At 59.7% G+C, this 13,106-nt stretch carries 14 protein-coding genes; 8 read left to right on the top strand and 6 right to left on the bottom strand.

Annotated elements, in window-relative coordinates:
• The first annotated feature begins 49 nt into the window (after window positions 1–49).
• From radA to ACTG3X_RS08225, 7 genes are all read left to right on the top strand, one after another.
• Window positions 50–1,414, top strand: coding sequence for a DNA repair protein RadA (gene radA, locus ACTG3X_RS08255; RefSeq protein ID WP_439110778.1), 1,365 nt, complete (start codon window positions 50–52; stop codon window positions 1,412–1,414).
• Between the two features lie 30 nt (window positions 1,415–1,444).
• Window positions 1,445–1,999 carry a CvpA family protein gene (locus ACTG3X_RS08250; protein ID WP_439110777.1) on the top strand — a complete coding sequence of 185 codons (555 nt, stop codon included), beginning with the start codon at window positions 1,445–1,447 and terminating at the stop codon, window positions 1,997–1,999.
• Between the two features lie 99 nt (window positions 2,000–2,098).
• Complete coding sequence (purF, locus tag ACTG3X_RS08245; RefSeq protein ID WP_439110776.1) at window positions 2,099–3,556, top strand: amidophosphoribosyltransferase; 1,458 nt, start codon at window positions 2,099–2,101, stop codon at window positions 3,554–3,556.
• Window positions 3,557–3,592: 36 nt separating this feature from the next.
• Window positions 3,593–4,237, top strand: coding sequence for an SDR family NAD(P)-dependent oxidoreductase (locus tag ACTG3X_RS08240; RefSeq protein ID WP_439110775.1), 645 nt, complete (start codon window positions 3,593–3,595; stop codon window positions 4,235–4,237).
• Between the two features lie 188 nt (window positions 4,238–4,425).
• Window positions 4,426–5,208 carry a 5'/3'-nucleotidase SurE gene (gene surE / locus ACTG3X_RS08235; RefSeq protein WP_439110774.1) on the top strand — a complete coding sequence of 261 codons (783 nt, stop codon included), beginning with the start codon at window positions 4,426–4,428 and terminating at the stop codon, window positions 5,206–5,208.
• Complete coding sequence (locus tag ACTG3X_RS08230; protein ID WP_439110773.1) at window positions 5,205–5,861, top strand: protein-L-isoaspartate(D-aspartate) O-methyltransferase; 657 nt, start codon at window positions 5,205–5,207, stop codon at window positions 5,859–5,861. The genes surE and ACTG3X_RS08230 overlap by 4 nt, the downstream gene beginning before the upstream one ends.
• A 63-nt stretch (window positions 5,862–5,924) precedes the next feature.
• A complete protein-coding gene (locus ACTG3X_RS08225; RefSeq protein ID WP_439110772.1) occupies window positions 5,925–7,103 on the top strand; it encodes a LysM peptidoglycan-binding domain-containing protein in 1,179 nt (392 codons plus the stop codon).
• Window positions 7,104–7,200: 97 nt separating this feature from the next.
• Here the strand turns inward: ACTG3X_RS08225 and ACTG3X_RS08220 are convergent, their stop codons facing one another.
• From ACTG3X_RS08220 to ACTG3X_RS08205, 4 genes are read right to left on the bottom strand one after another with little or no spacing between them, the layout of a single operon-like run.
• Window positions 7,201–8,040 (bottom strand): ATP-binding protein, encoded by an 840-nt coding sequence (locus ACTG3X_RS08220; RefSeq protein WP_439110771.1) that lies wholly within the window; start codon window positions 8,038–8,040, stop codon window positions 7,201–7,203.
• Window positions 8,037–9,014: a twin-arginine translocase subunit TatC gene (tatC, locus tag ACTG3X_RS08215; RefSeq protein ID WP_439110770.1), complete on the bottom strand. Its 978-nt coding sequence runs from the start codon at window positions 9,012–9,014 to the stop codon at window positions 8,037–8,039. The genes ACTG3X_RS08220 and tatC overlap by 4 nt, the downstream gene beginning before the upstream one ends.
• A gap of 7 nt (window positions 9,015–9,021) precedes the next feature.
• The gene (gene tatB / locus ACTG3X_RS08210) at window positions 9,022–9,636 is read right to left on the bottom strand and encodes a Sec-independent protein translocase protein TatB (RefSeq protein WP_439110769.1); all 615 of its coding nucleotides are present in this window, start codon (window positions 9,634–9,636) and stop codon (window positions 9,022–9,024) included.
• Window positions 9,637–9,642: 6 nt separating this feature from the next.
• Window positions 9,643–9,858, bottom strand: coding sequence for a twin-arginine translocase TatA/TatE family subunit (locus tag ACTG3X_RS08205; protein WP_439110768.1), 216 nt, complete (start codon window positions 9,856–9,858; stop codon window positions 9,643–9,645).
• Window positions 9,859–10,043: 185 nt separating this feature from the next.
• Here ACTG3X_RS08205 and ACTG3X_RS08200 point away from each other — a divergent pair, with 185 nt between their 5' ends.
• Entirely contained in the window at window positions 10,044–11,327 is a 1,284-nt protein-coding gene (locus tag ACTG3X_RS08200) for an MFS transporter (RefSeq protein WP_439110767.1), read from the top strand.
• 13 nt (window positions 11,328–11,340) lie between these two features.
• Here the strand turns inward: ACTG3X_RS08200 and ACTG3X_RS08195 are convergent, their stop codons facing one another.
• Both ACTG3X_RS08195 and ACTG3X_RS08190 read right to left on the bottom strand, forming a co-directional pair.
• Window positions 11,341–12,117, bottom strand: coding sequence for a squalene/phytoene synthase family protein (locus ACTG3X_RS08195; RefSeq protein WP_439110766.1), 777 nt, complete (start codon window positions 12,115–12,117; stop codon window positions 11,341–11,343).
• Window positions 12,095–13,084: an alpha/beta hydrolase gene (locus ACTG3X_RS08190; RefSeq protein ID WP_439110765.1), complete on the bottom strand. Its 990-nt coding sequence runs from the start codon at window positions 13,082–13,084 to the stop codon at window positions 12,095–12,097. Before ACTG3X_RS08190 ends, ACTG3X_RS08195 begins: the two co-directional genes overlap by 23 nt.
• Window positions 13,085–13,106: the final 22 nt, after the last annotated feature.

Below are 13,106 nucleotides of genomic sequence, written 5' to 3'. Positions count from 1 at the left end.
CGTCGCTCTGCCAGTTGACGGCGGCGCTGCGCTTGGTCATACAAAATAAATGGCAAAAAAACTTCACTATGTCTGCAACGCCTGCGCCGCCACCTACACCAAATGGGGTGGCCAGTGTGATTCGTGCGGCGCATGGAACACCATCACCGAGGAAAAACCCCTCTCCGATGGCTCCAGCTCCAAATCTATCGGCTCAAAGCGTGGCGGACAGGTTGAGCTCAGCGACCTCTCCACAGACGAGGCCCCGCCCCCGCGCACCCTGAGCAAGATGGACGAGCTTGACCGCGTCTTGGGCGGTGGCCTTGTGCCCAGCTCCGCGATCCTTGTGGGCGGTGATCCGGGCATCGGCAAGTCGACAGTTCTGCTGCAAGCGGCTGCAAAATTTGCCTCTAATGGCCTGAAAACAATATACATTTCTGGTGAGGAAGCCTCGGCACAAGTGCGTATGCGCGCACAGCGTCTGGGGCTGAAGGATGCGCCCGTGAGGCTTGGCGCCGAGACCAACCTGCGCAACATCCTGACCACGCTGGAAGCCGAACAACCCCAGCTTGCCATCATCGACTCGATCCAGACCATGTGGGTCGATACCGTCGACAGCGCCCCCGGCTCCGTCTCTCAGGTGCGCGCAGCCGCCCATGAGCTGACCAGCTTTGCCAAGCGCAAGGGCGTCTCCGTGATCCTCGTGGGCCATGTCACCAAAGACGGCCAGATCGCCGGCCCGCGCGTGGTCGAGCATATGGTCGACACAGTGCTTTATTTTGAGGGCGAGCGCGGCCACCAGTTCCGTATTCTGCGCGCCGTCAAAAACCGCTTCGGCCCCGCCGACGAGATCGGCGTGTTCGAGATGACAGGCGCTGGCCTGCAAGAAGTGAAGAACCCCTCGGCGCTGTTTCTGTCCGAGCGCGGCGAGCCATCACCCGGCTCTGTCGTCTTCTCCGGGATCGAAGGCACACGCCCCGTTCTTGTTGAATTTCAAGCGCTTGTCGCCCCAAGCCCTCATTCACAACCCCGCCGCACCGTTGTGGGCTGGGACAGCTCGCGCCTTGCGATGATCCTCGCAGTGCTGGAAGCGCGGTGTGGCATCCCCTTTGCGGGGCTTGATGTTTACCTCAACGTGGCGGGCGGCATGAAAGTCTCCGAGCCCGCGGCCGACCTTGCCGTGGCAGCCGCCCTCTTGTCGGCGCGCGAAGATGCAGCCCTGCCCAAAGACACCGTTGTGTTTGGGGAAATCAGCCTGTCAGGCGCACTCAGATCCGTGTCGCAAACAGAAAACAGGTTGAAAGAAGCGCAAAAGCTTGGTTTTTCCACCGCAATCATGCCAAAGGGGGACAAAGCTCCCGCAACCGCAGGTCTCGCGGCCAAACGGTATGATGACCTAACTGCCTTTGTGGGCGATATTTTTGGCGCTGGCTAAGCCTGCGCAACCAGTAAGAAGAGAGTGATCATGGAAGGTTTTACAATCGTTGACGGCGTCGTTGCCCTGATCATTGTCGTGTCGGCCCTGCTGGCCTATTCCCGCGGGCTTGTGCGCGAAGGCCTCGCCATTGCAGGCTGGGTGCTGGCGGCTATTCTGGCCTTTATCTTTGCGCCTCAAGTGCAGCCTCTGGTGAAGGAAGTCCCCTTTATCGGCGATCTCATCTCAGACAGTTGCGAGCTGTCCATGATTGCTGGCGCTGCGGCCATTTTTGCACTTGTCCTTGTGATTGCCGCACTGTTTACGCCCATGTTTTCCTCGCTCATCCAGCGCTCGGCCCTCGGCGGGCTGGATCAGGCACTTGGCTTTCTCTTTGGCGTGGCGCGCGGCATCCTGCTCATCGCAATTGCCTTCTTCGTCTACGAAACCGTTGTCACAAGTCAGGATATCGCCGCGATTGATGACAGCCGCTCGGCGCGGGTCTTTGGCAAGATGACAGGGACGATTGAAGAGCGGAACCCTGAGCAAGCTTTGGGCTGGATCACACAGCAATATGAACAGCTCGTTGCAAGCTGCGGCGAATAAACCCGCTTTCGCAACTAAAGAGAGCGTATCGTCGGGTGACATATCCGTCGCGCCTGACTATGAAGGTTTCAAGACACCCTTGGATTCGGAGCCCCTCCCGTGACCACACATTACGCCCACCCCTTTGACGACGATAAACTCAAGGAGGAATGCGGCGTTTTTGGCGTCACTGGTGTGACCGACGCTGCAAACTTCGTAGCGCTTGGCCTCCACGCCCTCCAGCACCGCGGACAGGAAGCAGGCGGCATTGTCTCGCATGATCCTGAGCATGGCTTCAACTCTGTGCGCCGCTTTGGCTATGTGCGCGATAACTTCACCAAGCAATCCCTGATGGAAACATTGCCCGGCCCCCTCGCCATCGGCCATGTGCGCTACTCCACCGCAGGCTCAAAAGGTGCCGCCATCCGCGATGTGCAGCCTTTCTTCGGTGAGTTCTCCATGGGCGGTGCGGCCATTGCCCACAACGGCAATATCACCAACGCAGACGCCCTGCGCCGCGAGCTTATCGAGCGTGGCAGCATTTTCCAGAGCAGCTCTGACTCCGAGTGCATCATTCACCTCATGGCGCGGTCCTTGCAGCGCACCATCCCCGAGCGGATGGAAGATGCGCTGCGCCGTGTCGAAGGCGCTTTCTCGATTGTCGCCATGACCCGCACCAAGCTTATAGGTGTGCGCGATGCGCTTGGCGTGCGCCCGCTTGTGCTCGGCAAAATTGGCGATGGCTATGCCCTCAGCTCCGAAACCTGTGCGCTCGACATTATCGGTGCTGATTTCGTGCGCGAGATCGCACCGGGTGAAATGGTGGTCATTTCCGGCGACAAGATCGAAAGCAGCTTTCCTTTCCGCAAGCAAAGCCCCCGTTTCTGTATCTTTGAACATGTCTATTTCTCTCGCCCTGACAGCATCATCGGCGGGCGCTCCGTCTATGAAACACGCCGCCAGATTGGCGTAGAGCTTGCCCGCGAAGCACCTGTTGAGGCTGATCTTGTCTGCCCCGTGCCCGACTCGGGCACGCCAGCGGCCATCGGCTTTTCTCAGGAGAGCGGCATTCCCTACGCTATGGGCATCATCCGCAACCAGTATATGGGCCGCACATTTATTGAGCCGACAGAGCAGATCCGCAACATGGGGGTGCGCCTGAAACTCAACGTGAACCGCGCTCTGATCAAGGGGAAACGGGTCATTCTGGTCGACGACAGTGTTGTGCGCGGCACAACAAGCCGCAAAATCAAGGAGATGATCCTTGATGCAGGCGCAGCAGAAGTGCACTTTCGCATCGCCTCACCGCCCACGGCTTGGCCCTGTTTCTACGGTGTAGACACGCCGCAGCGCGAAAAGCTCTTGGCCGCGACAATGTCAGAGGAAGAGATGCGCGTGCACCTCAATGTTGACAGCCTCAAGTTCATCTCGCTCAACGGTCTCTACCGTGCGGCGGGCGAAGCTGAAGGGCGCAACACCGCGTGTCCGCAATATTGCGATGCCTGCTTCTCGGGAGAGTACCCTGTTTTGCCCTCCGACATGATAGAAAAAGGCTTCGAAATGAAGGCCGCAGAGTAAAAGCATCACTTAAGACGTGCAGCGAAAGACCTTGATATGACAGACAAAATCGCCCTCATAACCGGCGCATCCCGTGGCCTTGGCGCAGGGCTTGCAGAGGCGCTCTGCGGCACACACCACATTGTGGCCGTCGGCCGCACTACAGGCGCGCTGGAAGAGCTTGATGATCGCATCAAAGCGAAAGGCGGCGAGGCCACTCTTGCGCCGATGGACATCACCAACGCCGACGCGATGGCCCAGCTCTGCCGCTCGATCTATGATCGCTGGGGCACTGTTGATATCTGGGCGCACACTGCCGCGCATGCAGCACCCTTGTCTCCAGCGGATCACATGGACCTGAAAGGCTGGGAAAAATCCGTCGATATCAACCTCACAGCCGCGGGTCGGCTGATCGGCTTTGTCTCGCCCCTGCTGACCAAGGACAGCCACGCCATGTTCTTTGAAGACGATCACAGCGGCGAGAAGTTCTTTGGCGCCTACGGCACCACGAAAGCCGCGCAAATTGCGCTGGCGCGCAGCTGGGCTGCCGAAACGGTTAAGACCGGCCCCAAGGTGCACATCCTCAAGCCTGCGCCCTTGGCCACTGCCCTGCGCGCGCGTTTCTTCCCCGGAGAAGACCGCGCAACGCTCGCGCCCCCCGCAGCAGAAGCCGCGCGTCTCGCAGCAGCTATTCTGGGCTGATCCACACAGCATTGCCGCACCGATCTTTGGCAAAGCACGCCCCGAGGGTGCGCAGCAGACAAAGGTTAAAACCGGTTTCATTCAAAACTGTCGCATAAACGACTCTATTGGTGCGCGCAGGGTGTAGCTTGCCTTGCCCTGTGCCGCCCCCTCCTTTATTCAAATGAAAACAGCAGGCAGGCGGGCACATGCGGATACTTCTCACCAACGACGACGGCATCAACGCACCGGGGCTCAAATCCCTTGAAAAGATCGCTTGGGATCTGGCTGGCCCCAAGGGCGATGTCTGGGTTGTCGCCCCAGCCTTTGAGCAGTCAGGCGTCGGCCACTGCATCAGCTACACCCATCCGATGATGGTTCAGAAAATGGGCAAACAACGCTTTGCAGCTGAAGGCTCACCCGCAGACTGCGTGCTCGCCGCTCTGCATGACATCATGCCCGAGCGCCCCGACCTTGTCCTGTCAGGTGTCAACCGTGGCAACAACTCTGCGGAGAACGCGCTTTACTCGGGCACGCTTGGCGGCGCCATGGAAGCTGCTCTGCAAGGGCTGACTGCCGTAGGCCTCTCGCAATACCTTGGCCCTGAAAACAACGGGCTCGACAACCCGTTTGAAGCAGCAGAGGTGCACGGCGCCGAGCTGCTGCGCAAAATCATCGCAGCAGAGCCAAAAGACCAGTCAGACTACCGCCTGTTTTACAATGTCAACTTTCCGCCAGTGCCCGCCGATGCGGTCAAAGGCACTCGCACCGTTGTTCAGGGCTTTCGCCAGGGCGTGACCTTCGGGGTCGAGCCGCACCTCTCGCCATCGGGCAAGCGCTTTCTCTGGATCAAGGGCCACGACCAGCGCGTGCCGGCCACGCCGGGGTCTGATGCCGATGTGAACGTCGCAGGCTATATCTCAGTGACCCCCATGCGCGCAGATCTGACGGCGCATGATATGTTAGACCAGTTCAAGAGCCTTAACACATGACCGACCCCGCACTGGATCCGCTTGAGCAGAAAATGCAGTTTCTTTACACGCTGCGCTCCAAAGGGGTGACAGACCCGTTGGTGCTCGGCGCGATGGAGCGGATTGACCGTGGCCACTTTGTACGGGGCACCTTTGAGGGGCGCGCCTATGAAGATACGCCCCTTCCCATCGCTTGCGGCCAAACCATTTCGCAGCCCTCGGTCGTCGGCCTTATGACACAAGCGCTGAAAGTCGGCCCCCGTGACAAAGTGCTCGAAGTGGGCACTGGCTCGGGCTATCAGGCCGCCATTCTCAGCCAGCTCGCGCGCCGCGTCTACACCATCGAACGCCACAGACGTCTGGTGCGCGAAACGCAGGCGCTCTTTGAACGGCTGGACCTCACCAATGTGACAGCCTTCGCAGGCGACGGAAGCTTCGGCTTGCCCGACCAGGCCCCCTTTGATCGCATCATCGTGACAGCCGCCGCCGAGGACCCGCCCGGCCCGCTCTTGGCGCAGCTGAAAATCGGAGGTATCATGATCGTACCTGTGGGCCAGTCTGATGCTGTGCAAAGTCTGATCAAGGTGACGCGGCTGGACGACGGGTTTGACTATGAAGAGTTGCGCCCTGTCCGGTTTGTGCCGCTTCTGGAAGGGCTCGGAAAAGAGGCCTAAGCTGGCCACAACATGCAAGTAACAAAAGCTCCGGCAACAAGGAGCAGGTGTGAGGATATCGAGATGAAAAAAGGTTATGCCATAAAGCTTCTGGCGGCCACCACGGCAATGGCCCTGATTGCAGGCTGTGATCGCCCCCTGGATTTTGACTTGCGCGGCAAGCTCGGCTCAGGCGCGGACACCTCTTCAGCGGCCCGCGACGCAACAGCAAGCCGCCCCAGCCCTGACGACCGCGGAATCATCTCATACCCCAACTATCAAGTGGCCGTCGCCAAGCGCGGCGATACGCTGTCAGCGCTGGCCACACGCATTGGTGCCGATGCAAACGAGCTTGCCCGCTACAACGGGATCCAGACAGGTGACAGCCTGCGCGCAGGCGAAGTCATCGCTCTGCCTAACCGCGTGGCAGAACCCTCACCCGCCACAGGCGCTATCACCTCAGGCCCGATCCAGCCCGCCAGCGTCGATATCACCGAGCTGGCCGAAGGCGCAATTGACCGCGCCCAGCCAGCAGCCGTTACACCCGCAGCAGCGCCGCAAACGGACCGTACTCAAAGCATGGTAGAGCCCGTGCGCCACAAGGTCTCGCGCGGCGAGTCTGCCTATACAATCTCACGCCTCTACAACGTCTCGGTGCGCTCACTGGCTGATTGGAACGGTTTGGGAAGCGACTTTGCGATCCGAGAGGGACAGTTCCTGCTGATCCCCACCAACCTCGCACCGATGCCCGAGACGCAAGCAGCAGAGGCCACAAAGCCGGGCGCAGGCTCGCCCACACCTGTGCCCCCAAGCGCGGCCACACCACTGCCCGAAGCCGTGCCAACCCCTGCGGTCGCTGTGCCTTCAGCCCCCACGCATGATCTTGGCAAAACCCAGACACAAACCGCAAGCGCGGGTAAATTCTCCTACCCCGTACGCGGCAAGATCATCCGCGAGTATGCCAAGGGCAAGAACGAAGGGATCGACATTTCAGCCCCCGCAGGCACGCCCATTGGCGCGGCTGGCGCGGGCACGGTTGCTGCCATCACATCAGATGCCGACCAAGTGCCCATCATCGTGGTGAAGCACCCTGACAACCTGCTGACGGTCTATGCCAATGTTGGCAACATCACGGTGAAAAAGGGCGATAGCGTCAACCGTGGCCAGAAGCTGGCCACTGTGCGCGCAGGCGATGCGCCCTTCCTGCACTTTGAAGTCCGCAAAGGCTTTGAGAGCGTTGACCCGCTGCCCTATTTGCAGTGAGGGAGCATTGGTCTCGGATTGCGCTGCGCGCCCTCCGATCCGCTGGGGGCTCTGCCCCCAGACCCCCGGGATATTTTTAGCAAAAAGAAAGCTCTGATCAGGTGAGCGGCACACCCGTGCGCCCGGCAAGATCGGTGACATATTGCCAAGCCACGCGGCCTGATCTGGCCCCGCGCGTTGCTTGCCACTCTATCGCTTCAGCGCGCAAGGTTGCCTCAGGGAGCGTGATTCCGAAGTGCGCGCAATAGCCCCTGATCATCGCAAGATATTCATCTTGAGAGCATGGGTGAAACCCGAGCCAGAGACCGAAGCGGTCACTCAGTGAGACTTTTTCCTCGACAGCCTCGCTCGGGCTGATGCCACTGGAGCGCTCGTTCTCGATCATGTCACGTGGCATAAGATGGCGGCGATTTGACGTGGCATAGAACACCACATTGTCTGGCCGCCCCTCGATCCCGCCATCCAGAACCGCTTTGAGCGACTTATAATGCTGGTCATCGTGGCTGAAGCTGAGATCGTCGCAAAAGAGCACAAAGCGCGCCTGGGAGCTGCGCAACAGGTTCAAAAGCCGCGCCACACTTGGCAGGTCTTCGCGCTGTAGCTCAACCATCTTAAGCGGTAGGCCCTCGGCCAGCACCTGTGCATGAACGGCCTTGACCAGAGAGCTTTTGCCCATGCCCCGCGCGCCCCACAGGAGCGCGTTGTTGGCCGGCAGGCCCCGCGCAAACTGGCGTGTGTTGTCCAACAGCGTATCGCGCGAACGATCCACACCGACGAGCAAGGACAAGTCGACTTTGCTGACCCGCGCCACAGGGCTGAGGCGGTCAGGCTCGACATGCCAGACAAAGGCATCTGCCGCCGCAAAGTCAGGTGCAGGCAGCGGTGGTGGGCTCATCCGCTCCAGAGCCGCCGCAATGCGCGCCAGCTCCTCGCTCATTTGGACTTGTCCACCATGCCATCGTCGTCGTCTTCTTCTGCGGCAAGGTCTTCATCAAACTCGCGCATCAACGGGTCGTCAAACTCGTCTTCCTCATCGTCAAAGTAGCCCTCTTCACGCAACTTCTCTTCACGCTTTGTCTCAACGCGACCCACAAGCAGGATAGAGATCTCGTAAAGGCCATAGACAACCGTAAAGAGGATCATCTGCGTGATCACATCAGGCGGCGTCACAAGGGCGGCAAGCAGCAAAATTCCAACCATGGCATATTTGCGCACAGCGCCAAGGCCCTCAGCGCTGACAAGGCCAGCCTTGCCCATGAGCGTCAGCAACACAGGAAGCTGGAAGCAAAGGCCAAAGGCGATGATAAATTTCAGGGTGATATCAAGGCTCTCGTTGACCTTCCCGAAGAAGGTGATCTTCAGCCCATCGGTGCTTTCAGGCACAACCGCCGCCGCATCTGGCAGGTTGTCGACAGAGCGCGCAAGAAGGTTTGCAAAGATCGAGCTCACGTCGGCGAAGCCGAGGAAAAACTGCATCGCTAGCGGTGTCACCACGAACTGGGCGAACGACGCCCCCAGAATGAACATGGCAGGGGAAGCGATAATGAAGGGCAGGAAAGCCCCCTGCTCGTTCTTGTAGAGCCCGGGCGCCACAAAGCGCCACATCTGGAAGGCAATCACAGGAAAAGCGAGCGCAAACCCGAACACCATAGAGATGCGAAACAGTGTGAAAAGATATTCTTGCGGCGAGGTATACTGAAGCGTCGGGTCAGGGTCACCCAAGGTGCGCAGCGTTGCCTCAATGGGTTCCAGCAAGAACTGCAGGATCGGCTCGGCCACCAAAAAGGCCAGAATAATGCCGACGATAAAGGCCAGAACCGAGCGGATAAGCCGTGTGCGCAGCTCTGCCAGATGTTCGATCAGCGGCGCGCTGGAGGCGTCCATCTCGTCAGGCGTGTCAGTCTGGCTCATGTTCTACTCATGCTTTATCTGGCGCAGGTTTTTTCTTGGCTGCGGGCTTTTTGGGTGCGGGTGTCTTGGCTGCTGGCTTTTTGGCCACGCCCGTTTTGGCGGGGGCAGCTTTCTTTTCTGCGGCTTTTTTCGCGGCAGGAGCCTTTGCAGCAGGCTTTTTCGTAGCAGGTTTCTTCGCGGTCGGAGCTTTCACGGGTGTCGGAACGTCACCTGCCTCAGCCGCAAGGCGCGCAGCATGGGCTTCGCGAACCTGCTTTGCCGTCTCGGCCGCAGAGGCATTGGCCTCTTCAACCATGCGGTTGCGCTCGGCCTCACGTTTGGCGGCCAACTTGCCTGTCTCGCTTTCAGGGTCCCACTTGGTGGCGTCCTTTACAGCGTCCTTGATCGAATCAAGCCCCATCTTCTTCGGGTCGGCAATGTTGCGCAGGCTGGAGGCGGTTTCGCGCATCCCGCTTTCGTCAGCGGCGTCGTTCATGGCTTTGGAAAACTCCCGCGCCATGCCCTTCATCTTGCCGACAAACTCCCCTGCCTTGCGAAACAAGACAGGCAGGTCTTTGGGGCCGACAACGATAAGCGCAACGATGCCAACGACCAGAAGCTCGGTCCAGCCAAGATCAAACATAAAAGGTTACGCCTTGTCTTTTTCTTCAGCTGGCGTGACGTCTTTGATGTCCTCTGCCATCTGGTCTTCAAGCTCTTCTGTGCCGTCTTTCACACCTTTTTTGAAAGCCGTGATGCCCTTGCCAACTTCGCCCATGAGCGAAGAAATCTTGCCACGCCCGAACAGGACGAGGACGACAACAGCGATGAGAAGAAGGCCGGGAAGGCCGATATTGTTGAGCATGGTCTGTCTCCCTTGGTCGGCAGGCTCTGGGCCATGCCGTAAAACTTTGCTCACCCTGTCTAAGCCCTCTGCCCTCCAGTGAAAAGACGCAATAGAGGTTTGTCTTTGAAAAATGCGCACGTTAGCGCTCACGCGGGCGCACATCGCGCTTGCGAGGGTCAAAAAAAGCCACTAGCCCTTCTGCCATGACAGATACAACTTCACCCGTTAACGACCAGCGCGCCAAGCGCAACGTCTGGATCCTGGTTCTCGCTCAGGCGCTGCTCGGCTCCCAGATGCCCATGATCTTCACGGTCGGGGGCCTCGCAGGGCAGATGCTCACCAGTAACCTCTGCTTTGCCACACTGGCGATCTCGATGATCGTGCTCGGCTCCATGCTCGCGGCCACCCCGCTGAGCTGGTTTATGCAAACCTACGGACGCCGCGCAGGGTTCATCCTCGGGGCCATGGCTGGCGCGCTTGGCGCAGCCATCTGCGCTTACGGGCTGTATCAGGCCTCCTTCGGGTTCTACCTCTTCGGAAGCCTGATCACAGGGGTCTACATGTCGGCCCAAGGTTTCTACCGCTTTGCAGCCGCCGACACAGCCTCTGACAGTTACCGCCCCAAGGCGATATCATATGTCATGGCTGGCGGGCTTCTCGCCGCCATCATCGGGCCGCAGCTGGGCAATTACTCTTCGATGGCCTTTGGCGCGGTGCCGTTTGTGGGCACATACCTCACGGTGATGGTGCTCAATCTGGTCGGCTCGCTCTTGTTTCTGTTCCTTGACATCCCCAAGCCCCCCGTGCCCGCCCATGACGCCCCGCGCGGGCGCTCGCGCATGGAGCTTCTGAAGACACCCGTTGTGGCTGTCTCGATCATCTCGGCCATGGTGTCATATGCGCTGATGAACCTTGTCATGACCTCGACGCCTCTGGCGGTCGTGGGCTGTGGCATCGGTGGCGAAACCGAGATCCCCGGCTGGATTTCAGGGATCGTGCCTGCGGGCAGCCTGCGCGACCAGTTCCAGTTTATTGCGGGCTATGTTGTCACCGCGCATGTTTTGGCGATGTATATTCCCAGCTTTTTCACAGGCCACCTCATCACACGCTTTGGGGCCGAAAAGATCGTTGCACTGGGCCTTGTGATACTGGCAGGCGCAGGTGCCGTTGCCCTTTCAGGCGTAGATCTTGAGCATTTCTTTGTCGCACTGGTGCTGCTGGGTGTGGGCTGGAACTTTGGCTTTATTGGCGCAACCACCATGCTGGCAGGCAGCCACGAACCCCATGAACGCGGCCGCTTGCAGGGCATGAACGACCTTCTGGTCTTTGGCGGTGTCTTTGTGGCCTCGCTCGCGTCAGGCGGGCTGATGAACTGTTCGGGCACATCGGCTCAGGCTGGTTGGACATCGGTCAACCTCGCGATGGCCCCCTTCCTCATGTTGGCGGGTGGCGCGCTGATCTGGTTGGTCTTGCGCCCCAAAGACTAGAGGTCGAAGGGTGCTACCAGCGATTGGTGAGCGCAAGCCGCGCAAGACGCATGTGCACGCGAAACGGCGCAAGCTCCAGCGTGCCATTGGCCACACGCGCAGGCTCTTTGGCGGCCAGCTTTAAAAGCGGCGCTGTTTGCCAGCCAGCAAGAAGCGCGCGCCTTGCCAGCTTGGGCAGCGGCGCACGGCGCGCTGGCAGAAGCCTCGCCAGCCCTTCCCCAGCCAGCCGCGCGATAGCAGCTTCAGAACCATCTGGCAGCGGGTGTCGGTTTTGCCCGATCAGAGCCGGCACCGCCGTCAGCCAGCCTGCAAGCCCCACTGCGGCCAAACCGTCATCAAGCTCTGGTGTGCTCTGCACACCCACAAGCCCCAAACAGGCCCGCATCAACGCGCCTGTGGTGTTGCCCAGATGTGTCCACAGCGCGGCCTCATCCTCAAAGACATCAGGGTAAATATCCCAGCGGCGGGCCTCAACAAGGCTTTGCAAGCCAAGCGCCTGCTCAGGCGAGAGAATATCGGCCAAAGGCGTCACCACCTCGTGTCGCCGCACAGCGCCGCCAGCGGCGATCTCGCCAAGCGCATCATGCCACCATTGCAAGCGCATCTCGGCAATCATCGCCTCTGCCGTCACCCACGGCGCACGCGCCACCTCGACATTGAACGCAAACAGCACAAAGAGCTTTTCGCGCAAAGCAAGCGGGGCAGCCATCGCCGCGCGAAAGCGCGCAGGGTCACCCTTGAGCACAATTTCTGCACAGGCGGTGATGTTATCGTGTTGAGCCTCGGCCACGCAAATGCTCCCTGATCAGCGCTTCGGTTTCGCGGCTCTCTACAACATCAAGATGCCCCACGCCACCAACAAGCGCGTAGGTGCCCTTCTCGGTAGCCTCGCGCATCAACGGCTCATAGCCTTCGGCGATAAAGGCTTCATCCTCTGCACCCGCAACAAGCAGAAAGGGCGGCAACGCAGCCACATCTGCCAGATAATCCCGCCGTGGCGCATAGGACTGGTTCAAGCGCCACGAATACCGAAGCGTCGCATATTTGCCCTGAGCGCCCATCAAGACTTCACGCGGCATGTTGAGCTGGAGCATGGTGAGGCCATCAAACCTGTGAATCCCGACCGCGTTGAGCATGGCCAGACCAATCACGCGGCGTGTCAACACCCGCGTCCAGCCACCCGAGCCGGGCCGCGTGACAGGCGCATCATATTGAAGAAACGGGGCAAGCAGAATAGCGCTGTCGATCAACCCGCCATGCGCCCCACCCGCAAAGCGGACGGCAAGCCCCCCGCCCGAAGAATGCCCGAGCAACACGATCTCGCGTGTTTCCGGCTCCTCGGCGATCAGCGCAGCGATGTCATCTTCCAGCTGGCCGATATAGGCCACATCTCCGCGCGGACGCGGCTTGAGCCCGTGGCCCCGCAGCGTCAGCGCTTTGACTTCGGCCACATCGCGCAAGCGCCAAGCCAGGCTGTCAAACTGGCGCCCGTGCCAGCCAGAGCCATGAAGCATAACCACAAGAGGCAACTGCGACGCCCCACGCGCCGCGACATGTGTATAAACCAGCTCGGCCCCATCTGCTGCCAAAAAGCTTTTGTAGCCAAAGGCAGGATCATCAGGGGCCAAAAACGGGCTGGCCAGAACACGCGAGAAATCCAGACTTTCGGTTGGTTCAAGGCTCGTGGGGCGTTGTGAGACGATCAGACCAAAGGCCAGAGCAAAATATACGAAAGCCGCAAAAACTATACCAAACAAAATCTTAAAGCCCAAAGCTCAC

This window comes from Lentibacter sp., assembly GCF_965658795.1.
Lineage (GTDB): Bacteria > Pseudomonadota > Alphaproteobacteria > Rhodobacterales > Rhodobacteraceae > Lentibacter.
The sequence above is the reverse complement of the archived record's forward strand: the minus strand, read 5'-3'. Positions and strand labels throughout refer to the sequence as shown.